Source organism: Lysobacter sp. CA196 (assembly GCF_052078695.1).
GTDB lineage: Bacteria > Pseudomonadota > Gammaproteobacteria > Xanthomonadales > Xanthomonadaceae > Lysobacter.
On the sequence record NZ_JBQJIN010000040.1, the window covers coordinates 17,669 to 34,438 of the forward strand.

At 67.7% G+C, this 16,770-nt stretch carries 17 protein-coding genes; 3 read left to right on the forward strand and 14 right to left on the reverse strand.

Going from position 1 to position 16,770, the window contains the following annotated elements; genetic code table 11:
• Positions 1-48 precede the first annotated feature (48 nt).
• Positions 49-1,002: an RseA family anti-sigma factor gene (locus tag ACTOWK_RS22155; RefSeq protein ID WP_441332250.1), complete on the reverse strand. Its 954-nt coding sequence runs from the start codon at positions 1,000-1,002 to the stop codon at positions 49-51.
• On the reverse strand, positions 1,002-1,604 hold the full coding sequence (gene rpoE, locus ACTOWK_RS22160; RefSeq protein WP_031373660.1) for an RNA polymerase sigma factor RpoE: 603 nt from the start codon (positions 1,602-1,604) through the stop codon (positions 1,002-1,004). The genes ACTOWK_RS22155 and rpoE overlap by 1 nt, the downstream gene beginning before the upstream one ends.
• Before the next feature lie 219 nt (positions 1,605-1,823).
• On the opposite strand from rpoE, the gene ACTOWK_RS22165 reads away from it, so the two are divergent.
• On the forward strand, positions 1,824-3,893 hold the full coding sequence (locus tag ACTOWK_RS22165; RefSeq protein WP_441332251.1) for a 3-hydroxyacyl-CoA dehydrogenase NAD-binding domain-containing protein: 2,070 nt from the start codon (positions 1,824-1,826) through the stop codon (positions 3,891-3,893).
• Positions 3,894-4,851: 958 nt separating this feature from the next.
• Here ACTOWK_RS22165 and ACTOWK_RS22170 read toward each other — a convergent pair.
• From ACTOWK_RS22170 to ACTOWK_RS22225, 12 genes are all read right to left on the reverse strand, one after another.
• Positions 4,852-5,211, reverse strand: a complete 360-nt coding sequence (locus tag ACTOWK_RS22170) for a PilZ domain-containing protein (RefSeq protein WP_441332252.1) — start codon at positions 5,209-5,211, stop codon at positions 4,852-4,854.
• Positions 5,208-6,185, reverse strand: coding sequence for a DNA polymerase III subunit delta' (locus ACTOWK_RS22175; RefSeq protein WP_441332253.1), 978 nt, complete (start codon positions 6,183-6,185; stop codon positions 5,208-5,210). Before ACTOWK_RS22175 ends, ACTOWK_RS22170 begins: the two co-directional genes overlap by 4 nt.
• Complete coding sequence (gene tmk / locus ACTOWK_RS22180) at positions 6,182-6,838, reverse strand: dTMP kinase (RefSeq protein ID WP_441332254.1); 657 nt, start codon at positions 6,836-6,838, stop codon at positions 6,182-6,184. The genes ACTOWK_RS22175 and tmk overlap by 4 nt, the downstream gene beginning before the upstream one ends.
• The gene (mltG, locus tag ACTOWK_RS22185) at positions 6,835-7,980 is read right to left on the reverse strand and encodes an endolytic transglycosylase MltG (RefSeq protein WP_441332255.1); all 1,146 of its coding nucleotides are present in this window, start codon (positions 7,978-7,980) and stop codon (positions 6,835-6,837) included. The genes tmk and mltG overlap by 4 nt, the downstream gene beginning before the upstream one ends.
• Before the next feature lie 67 nt (positions 7,981-8,047).
• Entirely contained in the window at positions 8,048-8,866 is an 819-nt protein-coding gene (gene pabC, locus ACTOWK_RS22190; protein WP_441332256.1) for an aminodeoxychorismate lyase, read from the reverse strand.
• Positions 8,867-9,055: 189 nt separating this feature from the next.
• Positions 9,056-10,306, reverse strand: coding sequence for a beta-ketoacyl-ACP synthase II (gene fabF / locus ACTOWK_RS22195; protein ID WP_441332257.1), 1,251 nt, complete (start codon positions 10,304-10,306; stop codon positions 9,056-9,058).
• Positions 10,307-10,454: 148 nt separating this feature from the next.
• Positions 10,455-10,694, reverse strand: a complete 240-nt coding sequence (gene acpP / locus ACTOWK_RS22200; RefSeq protein WP_031373652.1) for an acyl carrier protein — start codon at positions 10,692-10,694, stop codon at positions 10,455-10,457.
• Positions 10,695-10,822: 128 nt separating this feature from the next.
• Entirely contained in the window at positions 10,823-11,569 is a 747-nt protein-coding gene (gene fabG, locus ACTOWK_RS22205; RefSeq protein WP_441332258.1) for a 3-oxoacyl-ACP reductase FabG, read from the reverse strand.
• Positions 11,570-11,763: 194 nt separating this feature from the next.
• On the reverse strand, positions 11,764-12,705 hold the full coding sequence (gene fabD / locus ACTOWK_RS22210) for an ACP S-malonyltransferase (protein WP_441332259.1): 942 nt from the start codon (positions 12,703-12,705) through the stop codon (positions 11,764-11,766).
• 785 nt (positions 12,706-13,490) lie between these two features.
• Entirely contained in the window at positions 13,491-14,471 is a 981-nt protein-coding gene (locus ACTOWK_RS22215; RefSeq protein ID WP_441332260.1) for a beta-ketoacyl-ACP synthase III, read from the reverse strand.
• 265 nt (positions 14,472-14,736) lie between these two features.
• The gene (gene rpmF / locus ACTOWK_RS22220) at positions 14,737-14,931 is read right to left on the reverse strand and encodes a 50S ribosomal protein L32 (protein ID WP_031373696.1); all 195 of its coding nucleotides are present in this window, start codon (positions 14,929-14,931) and stop codon (positions 14,737-14,739) included.
• A 131-nt stretch (positions 14,932-15,062) separates the two neighbouring features.
• Positions 15,063-15,584: a YceD family protein gene (locus ACTOWK_RS22225; RefSeq protein WP_031373697.1), complete on the reverse strand. Its 522-nt coding sequence runs from the start codon at positions 15,582-15,584 to the stop codon at positions 15,063-15,065.
• A gap of 126 nt (positions 15,585-15,710) precedes the next feature.
• On the opposite strand from ACTOWK_RS22225, the gene ACTOWK_RS22230 reads away from it, so the two are divergent.
• A complete protein-coding gene (locus tag ACTOWK_RS22230) occupies positions 15,711-16,073 on the forward strand; it encodes a hypothetical protein (protein WP_435396167.1) in 363 nt (120 codons plus the stop codon).
• Between the two features lie 81 nt (positions 16,074-16,154).
• On the forward strand, positions 16,155-16,733 hold the full coding sequence (locus ACTOWK_RS22235; RefSeq protein WP_441332261.1) for a Maf family protein: 579 nt from the start codon (positions 16,155-16,157) through the stop codon (positions 16,731-16,733).
• Positions 16,734-16,770 lie beyond the last annotated feature (37 nt).

Consider the following 16,770-nt stretch of genomic DNA (forward strand, 5'->3'; position numbering starts at 1 on the left):
CGACGAAGGGGGCTGCCCGGCCGGAACGACCGCGGCAGGCAAGGCGAATCAGGGCTGCGGTTGCGGCCGTTGCGTAGCCTGCGACCGCGCCTTGGCCTCTTCGGCCTGGGTGGCCGGCTCGAAGGGATAAAACGATTGCGAGGCGCCGCCACCGGAACTGCCGTAACCGGCGGTATAGCTGCTGCCGCCCGAATAATTGGGCAGGACCGCGCGCGGCCACGGGCGTGCCGTGGCCGATTCGCTCGGCTGCGGCCGGAACGGATTGGCGTGGGCGGTATCGGCCGGCAGCGGGGAGGCATTGGCGACCGCGGCGACCTGCACCGGCGCTTCGGCCGAACGCTCGGAGGCGCGCAGGGCGGCGCGCTGGCTCTGGCCACGCGAACGGCGCTCGGCCAGGCGGCGCGGAATTTCGGCGACCGCGACCGCGCCGGCCAGCACCGAAGCGTCGCCTGAGGTCAACGCAGCCTCGGGCTGGGTGGGGTCGGACTGGGCCGGCACCGCGGCCAAGGCCGCCAGCGCCTGCTCGACCGGTGCCGGGACCGGCATCGGTACCTGGCTGGCCGGAGCGCTCTGCGCCGCGACCTGGGCCGGGTCGGTCGCGACGCCGGTCGTATCGTCGGAGAACGGACGCGCCACGAACAAGGCCGCCACCGCGACCGAAGCCGCCAGGGCGCCGCCGATCCAGCCGCGACGCGAGCCGCCGGCCCGGCGCGGGGTAATGCCGGCGTCGGCCTTCGCCAACGAGGCTTCCTGTGAACGCAGCATCGCCGCTTCGGCAGCGACCGCCGCGGCCACGCGCCCGGCGAAATCGTGCCCGGCCGCACCGCTGACCTTGCCGCGCAGTACGTCGCCGCACAGCTGCCAACGGCCGCAAGTGTCGCGCCACTGCACATCGTGACCGAGCCGCTTCAGCGCGAAGCGCGCGGCGTCGCCGTCGAGCTCGCCGTCGAACAGCGCGCTCAGGTTCTCGCGATCATCGCCATGGAGGGTAGTAGACGTCATCAGTGGGCGCGCTCCCGGGTGTCTTGATTGTCCAGCAAAGGCCGAAGTTCGGTGTCGATCGCCTCGCGGGCGCGGAAGATCCGCGAACGCACGGTGCCGATCGGGCAAGCCATCTTCTGCGCGATTTCCTCGTAACTCAGACCGTCCACCTCGCGCAAGGTGATGGCGGCCCGCAATTCCTCCGGCAACGAATCCACCACCCGCATCACCGTGCGCTCGATCTCCTGGCGCAGCAGCTCGTGCTCCGGGGTATCGGTGTCGCGCAGGCGGATGCCGGTATCGAACTGCTCGGCGTCGCCGGCGTCGATGTCGTCGGTGGGCGGCCTGCGGTTCTGCGCAACCAGATAGTTTTTGGCGGTGTTCACGGCGATCCGGTGCAACCACGTATAGAACTGGGCGTCGCCGCGGAAGTTCGCCATCGCGCGGTAAGCGCGGATGAAGGTTTCCTGGGCCACGTCCTGGCATTCGCTCCAGTCGGGGATGTAGCGTCCGATCAGCGCGGTGATCCGATGCTGGTACTTGCGCACCAAGGCATCGAACGCTGCGCTGTCGCCACGCTGGACACGCCTGACCAGCTCCTGGTCCAACTCATTCTCGGCCATGCCGCGCCGGCACTCCTGTCAGCTCGGCAATAGCCGAACAATGGGACAACCCTGTCGGGGGAAAAGTTCAATCGCGGCATTAATGGGGCCGCCGGCGGTCGCCCGCAACCGCCAAGTGTCACATGACGGCCCCGGGGCCTGTCGACACGGGCGGATTTGACGGCAGTGAAACAAGATCGGGATGATAGCGGCTTCCCATACCTGAACGGATGGTGCGGCATGACTGCAGCCCTCGACGGCCTCCCCGCTTTTGACGGGCTCCGCGCCCGCCATTGGCACACCGAATTGCGCGAGGACGGCGTACTGGTGCTCTCGTTCGACCGCGAAGGATCGCCGGTCAACACCTTCGCCCAGGAAGTGCTGATCGAACTCGACGGCCTGCTGGAGCGCCTTGCCCTGGACCCGCCCAAGGGCCTGGTGTTGCGCTCGGCCAAGAGCAGCGGCTTCGTCGCCGGTGCCGACATCAAGGAGTTCCAGAGCTTCGACGAGAAGGGCACGGTCGGCGATGCCATCCGCCGCGGCCAGCAGGTGTTCCAACGCCTGGCCGAACTGCCCTGCCCCACGGTCGCGGCGATCCACGGCTTCTGCATGGGCGGCGGCACCGAGATCGCCCTGGCCTGCCGTTATCGGGTCGCCAGCAGCGATGCCTCGACCCGCATCGGCCTGCCCGAAGTGAAGCTCGGCATCTACCCGGGCTGGGGCGGCAGCGTGCGCCTGCCGCCGCTGGTCGGCGCGCCGGCCGCGTTCGACATGATGCTGACCGGACGCACCCTGTCGGCATCGGCCGCGCGCGCGATCGGCCTGGTCGACAAGATCGCCGAGCCTGCGGTACTGGTCGACACCGCCGCCGGCATCGCCCTGCGCGGCGCCGAACGTCCGTTCAAGCAACGCTTCATGGGCTGGGCCAGCAACACCTGGCCGGCTCGCAAGATCCTCGCGCCGATACTGGTCAAACAGGTCGCCCGCAAGGCGCGCAAAGAGCACTACCCCGCACCGTACGCGCTGATCTCGACCTGGGAGCGGACCGGCGGCGGCGTGCAGGCCAAGCTCGCCGCCGAACGCAAGTCGGTGGTCAAGCTGTCCGGCACCCCGACCGCGCGCAACCTGATCCGGGTGTTCTTCCTGCAGGAACGGCTCAAAGGCCAGGGCGGCAAGGAGCACGGCATCAAGCACGTGCATGTGGTCGGCGCCGGCGTGATGGGCGGCGACATCGCCGCGTGGTCGGCCTACAAGGGCTTCGAGGTCACCCTGTCCGACCGCGAGCAGCGCTTCATCGACGGCGCGCTCGAACGCGCCCAGGAATTGTTCGCCAAGAAGGTCAAGGACGAGGCCAAGCGACCGGCCGTGGCCGCGCGCCTCAAAGGCGACCTCGGCGGCGAAGGCGCCGAACTCGCCGACCTGGTGATCGAGGCGATCATCGAAAAGCCCGAAGCCAAGCGCGAGCTGTACGACCAGGTCGAGCCGCGCATGAAATCCGATGCGTTGCTGACCACCAACACCTCGTCGATTCCGCTCGACGAACTGCGCGAACACATCCGCCGCCCGGCCCAGTTCGGCGGCCTGCATTACTTCAACCCGGTGGCCTTGATGCCGTTGGTGGAGATCATCCGCCACGACCGCATGGCGCCGGACACCGAGCAGCGCCTGGCCGCGTTCTGCAAGGCCATCGACAAGCTGCCGGTGCCGGTCGCCGGCACGCCGGGCTTCCTGGTCAACCGCGTGCTGTTCCCGTACATGCTCGAAGCCGGCACCGCCTTCGCCGAAGGCATCCCGGGCCCGGCGATCGACAAGGCCGCGGTCAAGTTCGGCATGCCGATGGGCCCGATCGAATTGATCGACACCGTCGGCCTCGACGTCGCCGCCGGCGTCGGCGCCGAACTCGCGCCCTTCCTCGGCCTGAGCGTGCCCCCGGCCCTGAGCAACGTCGAGCCGGGCAAGCGCGGCAAGAAGGACGGCCAGGGCCTGTACAAGTGGGAGAACGGCCGCGCCCAGAAGCCGGAACTGTCGAAGGACTACAAGGCCCCGAGCGACCTCGAAGACCGCCTGATCCTGCCCCTGATCAACGAAGCCGTGGCCTGCCTGCACGACGGCGTGGTCAGCGACGGCGACCTGCTCGACGCCGGCGTGATCTTCGGCACCGGCTTCGCCCCGTTCCGCGGCGGCCCGATCCAGTACGTCCGCGAAAACGGCCCCGACGCCGTGCTCGCGCGCCTTAAACAACTGCAGGCCCGCTACGGCGACCGCTTCGCCCCCCGCCCCGGCTGGAATTCGCCGCTGTTGCGCAAATAAGCGCAAGCGACCCTGCAAACGAAGAAGCCGCGCGTTGCGCGGCTTCTTCGTTTCTGCGTCTCGCCGTTGCCGTTGCCGTTGCCGTTGCCGTTGCCGTTGCCGTTGCCGTTGCCGTTGCCGTTGCCGTAAATATTTTGCTGTAGCTGTAGCTGTAGCTGTGCGTAGTTTCGTATTAGCTAAGGCTGAAGAAGACCCGGAGGGCGGCGCGCACGGATGCGCGCCGTTTTTCATCGGGACAGGGATGTCCCGTATGAAAAATACCCGCGCATGCACCGCTCGTGCGGGCCCTTGACTCAAAGAAAAGCACTTTTCTTTGGTTACCTTTCTTTTGTTGCTTTAGACAAAAGAAAGTAACCCGCCGCTTTAGTGGCGGAAGCTTTTGGCGTTTGATCTTAGCTCTTCGTGAGCGATGCGCCGCAAGACCGTCAGCACGCGGTCGCGACTTGCGTCGCTCCTACCCTGACGGGCTGCCGCCGGCATCGGAGCGAGATTGAGAGGTCGCGGTCGCGACTTACCTCGCTCCTACAGGGAATGGATCATGGTGCAGTTTTCGAGCAAGAGCAGAGCTTCCGTCCGCTGACGCGGCCGGGTTACTTTCTTTTGCTAAGCCCAAAAGAAAAGTAACCAAAGAAAAGGGCTCTCCTTGACGAAGCTCCCCTGCGAGCACGCAGCTTGCGCCGGGATTTTCCGATAAGACGTCCCTGTCTTATCGGAAAACGCCGCACGTCCTGTGCGGCGCCCTCCGGGTCTTCTTTTGCCTTCGCAAGCGCATGACTTCGCCAAGCTCTGAAGCCGGAGCCTTGGAGCTAGAGCTGAAAGCGAGGAGCGAGGAGCGAGGAGCGAGGAGCGAGGAATTCAGGCTAGACCCCAACCGCGGATGCATTCGCTCGAACAGACATGAAAGACGTGTCGGCCAAGGCGAAGAAACGCCGAACGGCGGGACGAAACCCCACCCCGATTACATCGTATGCGTCGGCCGCTCAGAACCAAGCGTACCCGCCAGCAACGCCTCGATCTTGCCCTTGACCGCATCGCCCTCGGCAGTCTCGGCGAACTGGATGCCGATGCCCGCGGCGCGATGGCCCTGGGCGCCGGTCGGGGTCACCCAGACCACCTTGCCGGCGACCGGCATGCGTTCGCTGGATTCGGGCAGGGTCAACAACAGGAACACTTCGTCGCCGAGGAAATAACGCTTGGGCGTGGCGACGAAGATGCCGCCGAACTTCAGGAACGGCATGTAGGCGCTGTACAGCGCCGCCTTGTCCTTGATCGTCAACGACAGGATGCCCTGTCGCGCTGCGCCTGCCGTTGCATTCATGCCTTGCTTCCTCCTGCGGCGCGACGGGCTTCGTCGTTGCGCCACGCCATCAACAATTCGATCACGGCCAGATCGGCGCGGATCGTGGTCCGCAACAGGTCGCGGGTGCGGTTGGCGCGATCGAACCAAGCCGCAAGACTGCGCGCGCGGACAGGGTCGGTCAAGCCGTTGCCGGCCTCGGCAAGCGCGATGTCGGACGCGTGTCGCAGACGCAGCACCGTTTGCTCGTCGCCGACCCAACGTTGTGCGACTTCCTGCGCCGAGGTCTCGCCACGGCCGAGCTTGCCCAGGTCGGCGGCGACTTCGCGGCGCAGCTTGAGCCCGTCGCCGGTCAGCCACTCATGGGCCAGGCCGGGATGTCCGCGCGCGGCATCGAAGGCCTCGCGCGCAGCGGCTTCGGTATGCCCCTGGGCCTTCAGCCAGGCCAGCGATTCGTCCTGCGGCGGCAGACGGAACTCCAGGCGCTGGCAGCGGCTGCGGATGGTCGCCGGCAGGCGCGCCGGATGCGAGCTGACCAGCCACAGATAACGCCCCGGCACCGGCTCTTCCAGCGTCTTCAACAAGGCGTTGCAGGCGGCGGTGTTGATGGCGTCGGCGGGGTCGAGCAGGATGATCTGGGCGCCGCCGTACTGCGGGGTCAGCGCGAGGCGTTCGGACAGATTGCGGATCTGCTCGATGACGATCTCGGTGCGCAGCCGGGTGCCTTCCTTGTTCGGGATGAAGCTGACGAACTGATAATCGGGATGAGTCCCCGCAGCCAGCAGCAAGCAACTGCGGCAGCGACCGCAGGGCTCGCCCTCGGCATCGCGTTCGCGGCACAGCAGGCCGTGGGCCAGGCGTTCGGCGACGGCGCGCTTGCCGAGCCGGGCCGGGCCGCAGAACAGCAAGCCGTGGCCGAGACGGCCGGCGTCGATCGAGGCCTTGGCCTGATCGTAGATGCGGCGCTGCCAGGGGGCGAAGGCGGCGACGCTCACGGTGCCGCCTCGAACGCCGGCGCGTCTGCGATGGTACGGCGCAGACGCTCCACCGCCTGCGCGGCGACCGCGTCGGCCGCCTGGCTGGCGTCGATCACGGCGAAACGCGAGGGCTCGGCGGCGGCGCGATCGCGATAGGCCTGGCGCACGCGCTCGAAGAAATCGCTGCGCTCGCTCTCGATGCGGTCGGCTGCGCCGCGGCCGCGCACGCGCTGCAGGCCGATCTCGACCGGCACGTCGAGCAACAAGGTCAGGACCGGACGAAGGCCGACCACGCGCCGTTCCAGTTCGGCGATGAACGCCGGGTCGAGCCCGCGGCCGGCGCCCTGGTAGGCATAACTGGCATCGGTGAAGCGATCGCTGATCACCCAGGCGCCGCGTTCGAGCGCCGGCAGGATCGCGGTCGCGACATGCTGGGCGCGCGCGGCGAAGGCGAGCAGCAACTCGGTCGCCGGCGACGCGGGTTCGTGATGGGTATCGAGCATCAGGCCGCGGATCTGTTCGGCCAGCGGGGTGCCGCCGGGTTCGCGGGTGTACACCGCCTCGATGCCGGCGGCCTCGAAGGCACCGCGCAGGGCCGCGAGCACGGTCGACTTGCCGGCGCCCTCGCCGCCTTCGAGGGTGACGAAACGCGCTTGCGTGGGCAGGCTCATCGCGCGCTCCCCGGGGCCGGCGGTGTCGCTTGCCCGGCCTCTTCCTGGCGCGCTTCCTCGAGCACGGCCTTGCCTTCCTCGGGCTGGTCGCTGCGGCGTTGCTGGCGATAGCGCTGCAGGTACAAACGCACGTTGGCCTGGTGCTCGGCATAGGTCGCCGCGAACAGGCTGCCGCCGCTGCCGTCGCCGGACGCGACGAAAAACAGGGCATTGCCCGGCGCCGGGTTCGCGCTGGCCTTGAGCGCGCCGACGCCCGGCATCGCGATCGGCGTCGGCGGCAGGCCGGTGCGGGTATAGGTGTTGTACGGCGTATCGGTCAGCAGATCGCGTTTGCGGATGTTGCCGTCGTAGCTCGGGCCGATGCCGTAGATCACGGTCGGGTCGGTTTCCAGTTTCATGCCGAGCTTGAGCCGACGCTCGAACAGCCCGGCGATCTGCGGCCGTTCCGAGGCGATCCCGGTTTCCTTCTCGACGATCGAGGCCATGATCAGCAACTCGGCCGGCGTCTTCAGCACGCTGTCCTGGTCGCGCCCCTTCCAGGCCGCGGCAACCGCGCGGTCCATCGCCTCGTAGGCGCGCTTGAGCACGTCGAGATCGCTGTCGCCGCCGGTATAGAGGTAGGTTTCGGGCAGAAAGCGGCCTTCCGGATGCTGGCCGGGGTGGCCGATCGCCTTCATCAGGGCGCCATCGTCGAGTTGCGCGGCGTCCTGCTTGAGCAAGGCGGCACGCGCCAGCGCGGCGCGCACATCGCGCATGTTCCAGCCTTCGACGATGGTGAAACGATGGCTGATGACCTTGCCGTCGCGCATCGCAATCAGCAGGTCGCGCGGCGTGGTGCCGGGCTCCAGGGCGTATTCGCCGACCTGCAGCCGCCCGGCCGCGCCGAGTCGTTTGGCCAGCAGGCGCCATTCGAGTTGCTGACCCTCGACGACACCGGCCTGGCGCAGCTTGCGCACCACCGCCGGTAGCGAATCGCCGCGTTCGACGACCAGGCTTTCGCCTTTCTCCAGCCCGCTCATCGGCGAGGCGGCGAAGCCGTCATAGCGTTGCCATAGCCAGACGCCGGCCGCGCCCAGGGCGGCCAACAGCAGCAAGATCACGATCAGGCAACCGCAGCCGCGCTTGCGTTTCTTTTCAGCCACGAAACCTCCGTTGTTCGATCCGACCCGCCGCGCGCCGCCACGACCGCGCGGCCGCGGGTGCGGCGGCTCAGTCCTGGGACGGAACGAAGGCGGGATGCGTCGCGCCGAGCCGGTGCCGCAACCCGGCGATGGCCGGATGCGGCGCCCAATGCCGCTCGCCGAGCCGCGCCACCGGCAGGATACCGCGCACGGCGTTGCACAGGAAAACCGCGTCGGCATGCAGGAGGTCGTCGGCGTTCAGGCGCCGCACCCGGACCTCGGCCAGTTCCATCAGCGCCTGCCGGCACACGCCCGCGACGCCGCTGCGATCCACCGGCGGGGTCAGCCAGGCATCGCCCTGCAGCAGAAACACGTTGGCCGCGGTGGCACCGATCAGGTCCTCGTCGAGGTTGCGCAACAATCCCTCATGGAGGCCGGGATCGTCCCATTCGGCGCGTGCCAGCACCTGTTCCAGGCGATTGCAGTGCTTCAGCCCGGCCAGCGCCGGCTGCATGCCCAGCCGCAGCTCGCACCAGCGCAAGCTCAGCCCTTCCGGCGGCGGCGACGGCGGCAGGGCATGGCGCGACAACGACCAGGCCGATACCGGCTGCGGCGGCGGTGCGTAACCGCGCCCACCTTCGCCACGGCTGAGAATCAGCTTGAGCACCGCGTCGGCGCCGTCCAGCAACTGCCGCGCCTCGGCCAGGGCTTGCCGCTCGTCCGGCAGGGCGATGCCTAATTGCGCCGCACCGCGGCGCAACCGGGCCCAGTGCCGGTCCCACCACGGCAGCTCGCCGCGGTGTGCGCGCAGGGTTTCGAACAGGCCGTCGCCGTAGGCCAGGCCGCGATCGAGCGGCGACGGCGCGGCGACGCGCTGGCTGCCGCGGAACAGGCGGACCTCGGTCATGGCATGGAGGCTGCGGTGGTCATGGCGGCATCGTACGCGTTGACGTCGCGCTTGTAGGAGCCGCGCAGGGCGCGATGGATGACGTCGCCCTGCTTTGCGGCCGTGCAGCGATGCCGATTCGCTTGCCCCGAAAACGGAAAGGCCCGCGACCACCGAAGTCGTCGCGGGCCTTGGCTTGCATCGCCGCAATCAGATGCGCTTGAACACCAGGGTGCCGTTGGTGCCGCCGAAGCCGAAGCCGTTCGAGACGGCGATGTCGACCTTGGCGTCGCGGGCGGTGTTCGGCACGTAGTCCAGGTCGCAACCCTCGCCCGGCTCGTCGAGATTGATCGTCGGCGGGATGATGTTGTGATGCAGGGCGAGCACCGAGAAGATCGCCTCGGCACCGCCGGCCGCGCCGAGCAGGTGGCCGGTCATCGACTTGGTCGAGCTGACCATGGTCTTGTAGGCGTGGTCGCCGAGCGCCCGCTTGATGGCCAGGGTCTCGGCCAGATCGCCGAGCGGCGTCGAGGTGCCGTGGGCGTTGAGGTAACCGACCTGGTCGGGATTGATGCCGGCGTCCTTGAACGCGGCGGTCATGCAGCGCGCCGGGCCTTCGCCGTTCTCGCTCGGCGCAGTCATGTGGAAGGCATCCGAGCTGGCGCCGAAACCGGCCAGTTCGCAGTAGATACGCGCGCCGCGCGCCTTGGCGCGTTCGTACTCCTCGAGCACCAGGATGCCGGCGCCGTCGCCGAGGACGAAGCCGTCGCGGTCCTTGTCCCACGGCCGCGAGGCGTGGATCGGATCGTCGTTGCGGGTCGACATCGCCTTCATCGAGCAGAAGCCGCCGACCGAGGTCGGCGAGGAGCCGCGCTCGGCGCCGCCGGCGAGAATCACGTCGGCATCGCCGTACTGGATCATGCGCATCGCCATGCCGATCGAATGGTTCGAGGTGGCGCAGGCCGACACGGCCGAGAAGTTCGGGCCCTTGATGCCGGTCAGCAGCGAGACCTGGCCGGGCAGCATGTTGATGATCGTGCTGGGTACGTAGAACGGCGAGATCTTGCGCGGGCCGCCCTCGTGGTACTTGATGGTCTGCTCTTCGATGCCGAGCAGGCCGCCGATGCCCGAGCCGATCAGCGCACCGATGCGCTCGGCGTTGGAATCGTCGACGACGATGCCGGCGTCTTCCAGCGCCATGAACGACGCGGCGACCCCGTAATGGATGAATTCTTCCATCTTCTTCGCGTCCTTCGGCCCCACCCATTTGGTGATGTCGAAGTCGCGCACCTCGCCGGCGATGCGGGTGGTGAACAAAGCGGGATCGAAATGAGTGATCGGACCGATGCCCGAGCGGCCGTTGACGATGCCGTCCCAACTGCTGACGACGTCGTTGCCGAGCGGGGAGACGAGACCGAGGCCGGTGACGACCACGCGGCGGTTGAAGGAACGGTTGGACATGCAACGCTACCTCTGTGGAATCCGTCTTCGGACCTACGCCGGCGTATCCACCGGCCTGAAAAGCACGGGGCCGCAATGCGGCCCCGAGTTGTCACTTGATTCGCGTACTGCAAGCATGCCGCAGACGCTGCGGCATGCCTCAGGCGCATTACGACTTGACGTGCGCCTTGACGTAATCGATCGCCTGCTGCACCGAGGTGATCTTCTCGGCTTCTTCGTCCGGAATCTCGCACTCGAACTCTTCTTCGAGCGCCATCACCAGCTCGACCGTGTCGAGCGAATCCGCGCCGAGGTCGTCGACGAACGAAGCGTTGTTGGTGACTTCTTCTTCCTTGACGCCAAGCTGTTCGACCACGATCTTCTTGACGCGTTCTTCGATGCTGCTCATGGATGCTGCTCCTCCCGTGAGGGGTTTTTCGATGGAATAGTCTAATGGAATCGGGAGGTTTCGCGAGGGCCGCCGGCCTTTCGACGAAACTCCTTTGGGTTCAATCGCTTACAGCCTACGCCAAAGGCTCAGGGCATGTACATGCCGCCATTGACGTGCAGTGTTTCGCCGGTGATGTAGGCCGCGCCGGGGCCGGCCAGGAACGCCACCGCACGGGCGATGTCGGCCGGTTCGCCGAAGCGGCCCAGCGCGATCTGTCCGAGCATGCCCTGCTTCGCCTCTTCGGGCAGCTCGCGGGTCATGTCGGTATCGATGAAACCGGGCGCGACCACGTTCACGGTGATGCCGCGGCTGCCGATCTCGCGCGCCATCGACTTGCTGAACGCGATGATGCCGGCCTTGGCCGCGGCGTAGTTGGCCTGGCCGGCGTTGCCGGTCACGCCGATCACCGAGGCGATGTTGACGATGCGGCCCTTGCGCGCCTTCATCATCGAACGCATCACCGCCTTGCTGGTGCGGAACACGCTGGTGAGGTTGGTGTCGAGGATCGCCTGCCAGTCCTCGTCCTTCATGCGCATCAGCAGGTTGTCGCGGGTGATGCCGGCGTTGTTGACCAGGATCGAGATCGCGCCGATCTCCTTGGACACGCCGTCGATCAATGCCTCGATCGAGGCGGCGTCGGCGACGTCGACAACGCGGCCGTGACCGCCGCTGACAGACAGGCGCGCGGCGATGGCCTGGGCGCCAGCTTCGCTGGTCGCGGTGCCGATCACGGTGGCGCCCTGGGCGGCCAGTTCGTCGGCGATGGCCGCACCGATGCCGCGGCTGGCGCCGGTGACCAGGGCGATTTCGCCGGAAAGCGGGGACGTGCTCATGCTTGCTTCACTCCGTATTGCCGCTGGCTCGTGGGGTGCTGGCGGGTGGGTTGCGACGCATCCGACGCCGCGGCCGTCTCGTCGCCCGGCCTCGTCGCCTCGCGCTCGCACCGCGATTTTGCGCGGCCAAGCCTACAGGCTGGGGTCGAGGTTGAGTAGCGCGAATCGGTGACAGTCGGGACGCGGTCGTGGATTCAGCGCCAGTCCGCCAAGGCGGCCGCGAAATCCGCCGGCGTGCCGATCGCGCGGCCGTCGAGGGATTTGTCGATGCGCTTGACCAAGCCGGCGAGAACCTTGCCGGGGCCGCATTCGGCGATGCGGACCACGCCGCGCGCGGCCAGCGCCTGCACGCAATCGGTCCAACGCACCGGCAGGTACAGCTGCTGCACCAGCGCCTCGCGGATCGCATCGATGCCTTCATGGACCTGCGCATCGACGTTCTGCACCACCGGCAGCGACGGCGCCTGCCACTGGATGCCGGTCATCGCCTCGGCGAGACGGTTGGCGGCCTCGCGCATCAGCGGCGTATGCGAAGGCACACTGACCGCGAGCTTGACCGCCTTGCGCACGCCGGCTTCGGCCAGGCGCGTGAGCGCCTTGTCGACCGCGTCGGCATGACCGCCGATGACGATCTGGCCCGGCGAGTTGTAATTGGCCGGCACCACGACCTGGGCGCCCGACACGGCCGCGCAGATCTCTTCGACCAGGGCATCCTCGGCACCGAGCACGGCCGCCATCGCACCGGTGCCGGTGGGTGCGGCGTCCTGCATGAACTGTCCGCGCAGACGGACCAGATGCGCGCCGTCGTGCAACGACAAGGCACCGGCCGCGACCAGCGCGCTGTACTCGCCGAGGCTGTGCCCGGCCAACACTGCCGGCTGTGCCCCGCCCTGCGCCTGCCACACGCGCCACACCGCCACGCCCGCGGCCAACAGCGCCGGCTGGGTGTATTCGGTGCGGTTGAGCATTTCCTCGGGGCCGGCTTGGCTCATGGCCCAAAGATCGACGCCGGCGCCCTCGCTGGCCTCGGCGAAGGTCTCGCGGACCTGCGCATGCAGTTCGGACAACTCGGCGAGCATGCCGAGCGATTGCGAGCCCTGGCCCGGGAAGACGAAAGAAAGCTGCTGATCGGTCACGCGTGCTGCCGGATCGGTAAGGATGCGGAATGATACGGGCGAACCGCCGGGATCGTCTGTACTCGGCGGTACGGCGTCACATCGCGTCGCAAGAGGGCGCGATCCGCGGAAAACACGGCGCCTCCAACCGACGCCCCGCCCTTCCCGCTTGGCCGCGCTTTGCCGTTGGTGTCGCTATCGCGGCGAGGATTCGCGGTTGCCGTTGCCGTTGCCGTTGCCGTTGCCGTTGCCGTTGCCGTGAAAGCTTGGCGCAGTACCGGGCTCGCGAGAACAGATGGAGACCCGGGGGCGGCGCACAGAACGTGCGCCGTTTTTCGATAAGACAGGGACGTCTTATCGAAAAATCCCGGCGCGAGCTGCGTACTCGCAGGGGAGCTTCGTCAAGGAATGCCTCTCTTTGGTTAGCTTTGACCAAAGGAACTCCCTGTGGGACTTTTGGGCCAGCAAAAGAAAGTAACCCGGCCGCGTCAGCGGACGGAAGCTCTGCTCTTGCTAGAAGGTTGCGCCGGAGGCCGGCAGGACGATGTCGCGACTTGCGTCGCTCCTACCCTACAAGCGGCGACCACGACACCTCAATCTCGTGCCGCTCCCGGCTGGAGCCAGGGTAGGAGCGGCGCAAGCCGCGACCACGACACTGATGAGTCTGCGTCGCCGCAAGAAAGAGGTCGCGGCTCACGCCGCTCCTACAATCGGAGGCTGCGAAAAAACCGAACCTCACAAACACGAAGGCCGGCCTGCGACAACGTCGCGGCCGGCCTTGTGGACGCCGAAGCGTCGCCTAAAGGTCAGTAGCGCAGCAGCGCCGAGCCCCAGGTGAAACCACCGCCGAAGGCTTCGAGCAGCAGCAACTGACCGCGCTGCACCTTGCCCGAACGCACCGCTTCGTCCAACGCCAACGGCACCGAACCCGAGGAGGTGTTGCCGTGACGGTCGACGGTCACGATCACTCGCTCCATCGGCATGTCCAGGCGCTTGGCGGTCGCTTCGATGATGCGCAGGTTGGCTTGGTGCGGGATCAACCAGTCGATCTCGTGGCGATCCAGGCCGTTGGCTTCGAGGGTCTCCTCGACCACCGAGTCCAGCGCCTTGACCGCGTACTTGAACACTTCGTTGCCGGTCATCAGCACTTTGACGCCGACGTTGTGCTCTTCGGGCTTGAAGCCCACCGAAACGCCGACCGGGTTCCACAGCAGTTCCTTCTTGCCGCCGTCGGCGTGCATGTGGGTGCTGAGGATGCCGGTTTCGCTGTCGGCCTTGAGCACCACCGCGCCGGCGCCGTCGCCGAACAGCACGCAGGTGCCGCGATCGCTCCAGTCGAGCATCCGGGTCAGGGTTTCCGAACCGACCACGAGCACGGTCTTGGCCGCGCCCGACTGCACGAACTTGTCGGCGATGGTCAGCGCATAGACGAAGCCCGAGCAGGCGGCGTTGACGTCGAACGCCGCACAGCCGTTGGCGCCGAGACGATGCTGCAGCAGGCAGGCGGTGGACGGGAAAATGAGGTCCGGCGTGGTCGTGCCGACCACGATCAGGTCGATCTCCTGCGCCGATACGCCGGCGGCTTCGAGCGCGCGCACGGAAGCGTGATAGGCCAGGTCGCAGGTCGTCTCGCCTTCGGCGGCGATATGACGCTCGCGGATGCCGGTGCGGCTGACGATCCACTCGTCGCTGGTATCGACCAGCTTGGCCAGGTCCTGATTGGTCAGCACCTTTTCCGGCAAGTAGCTGCCGGTACCCGCGATGCGGGCGTAAATCCGATCTGTCATCACCACTCCGCGGCGTTGCCGTATACGTACCGGAGGACCGATGACGTTCCGAACGCCGCGATAGCGTTATGGAACGCAGGCCGCCGGAATGTGCTTCATAAAAGCTAACGTGCTTTTTGGAAGCATGGCTTCTTGGAAGCATGGCTTCTCAGAAGCAAGGACCGCCAGCACGGGCTGGCGGTAGAACGATAGCGCGATGACCGTCGGCGTGCCGACGGCAGCGCGCGCCTTCATCCAGGCGCGCGGCGCAGCATGCGGACGAAGCTTATTCTTCGTCGGCGATGCGGGTCTTGGTCTCGATCACCTTCTTGCCACGGTAGTAACCGTCGGCGGTGACGTGGTGGCGGATATGGGTCTCGCCGGTGGTCGGGTCGGTGGCCAGCTGCTTGCTGGTCAGCGCGTCGTGGGCGCGGCGCTGGCCGCGGCGGGACGGGGAAACGCGGGACTTCTGAACAGCCATGGTCTTGCTCCGGAAAAGCGGTGGAAACCTGAGGTGGATAGCGTAAGCCCGATTAGCAGGAGCGGCTTGCGATTCGCCTGCAGGTCGGAGTGGATCTGAATGGTGGTGCTAAGGGTAAAACCGGGTCTTGCTCAATTCTTCTTCAGCGCCGACAGCGAGGAAAACGGGTTCGCGCTGTCGAGCTCTTCCTGCGGGGCCGGCCAGTCGCGCTCGACCGACTCGCTGCCGGGCGCGATCGGCACCACCGGTACGGCGAGGATCAATTCGTCCTCGACCAGCTCGGAGGCGCGCAACATGCCGTCTTCGGGCATCAGCAACGGCTCGTAGCCCGGCGGCAGCGCGGCTTCGTCCGCCTCTTCGCGGATCAGGCCGAGCCGTTGGACCATCTGCACCGGCAGCAGGAAACGCTCCAGGGTGCGCTGGCACAACAGCGGCAACTGCGTGTCGATCTTCAACTCGACATAGGGCACCTGCAGCTCGTCGGTGTCGAAGTCCAGGGAAAACCGGACTTCGCCCTCGGTATCGAGCAGACTGCCCTGCAACCGGGTCAGCGCCGACAACGGCAAACGACCTTCCACGCCGCGCCGTGCCGCCACCAGGCGCCAGGCATCCAGAACTTCGGGCACCCGCCCAGATGGCACATCGGCTGACATAAGCCGCGGAATGTTAGAGACGCAGCCCCCCGCTGTCAAACCGTAACCCCAGGCCGGTGCAGGGATTTGCCGGCGGCCGGCCCGGGCGTGCAGACTGCCGGCCCCGCCCGCGCACCGAGCCCGACCTTGACGACCCTCCTGCTGCTGAGCCTGGCCGCACTGGCGGCCTTGGCGGTTTCGCTGGGCCTGCGCTATTTCCCGAGCCGCCGCGAGCGTGCGGTGCGCGAACTGCTGGACGCCGCCGACGCCCTGGAAGCCAGGCTGCGCCTGGCCCGGGCCGAAATCGAGGCGGTCGCCGGCGACGAGGGCCGCGACCCGGTCGCCGCCGCGATGCGCGAGATGCTGCGCCAGCGCCTGTGGCTGCGCGACCACGGCCGCCAGGCCAGCGTCGCCCAGTTGGCTGAGGTCCGTGCCTCGATCGACGAGGCCCGCAGCCGGATCGAGCAGCAGCTGAACCAGATCGAACAGGCACGCGCGCCGCTGGCCTGAACCGGCCGGCCGCCGCCTGTGCCGCGCCCGCCAGACCGACTCGATCCGGGCTGCCTCCTTCCTCCTTCTTTCGGGTCTCCGATGTCCCCGCGACTGATCCTGGCCTCCACCTCCGTTTACCGCCGCGAGCTGCTGACCCGGCTCGGCCTGCCGTTCGACTGCGCCCGCCCCGAGACCGACGAGACCCCGCAGCCCGGCGAAGCCCCGCTCGCCCTGGCCGGCCGCCTGGCGGTCGCCAAGGCTGCCGCGGTCGCCGCTCTGCAGCCCGGGGCCTGGGTGATCGGCTCGGACCAGGTCGCCGAGTTCGACGGCCGCCCGATCGGCAAGCCGGGCGGCCGCGACGGCGCCCTCGCCCAGCTCGGCGCGATGTCCGGCCGCGAGGTGCGCTTCCTGACCGGGTTGTGCCTGCTGCGTCATGGCGAGGCGCCGAAGACCGCACTCGACGTCACCACGGTGCGCTTCCGCGAGTTGGGCGCGGACGAGATCGAACGCTACGTCGACGCCGAACAGCCCTACGACTGCGCCGGCAGCTTCAAGTCCGAAGGCCTCGGCATCGCCCTGTTCGAGGCGATCGAATCGCAGGACCCGACCGCGTTGATCGGGCTGCCGCTGATCGCCACCGCGCGCCTGCTGCGCGAAGCGGGCTATCGGCTGCCCTGAGGCCGCCGCTCGCCGGCCACGGCTCGCAAGCGCACGG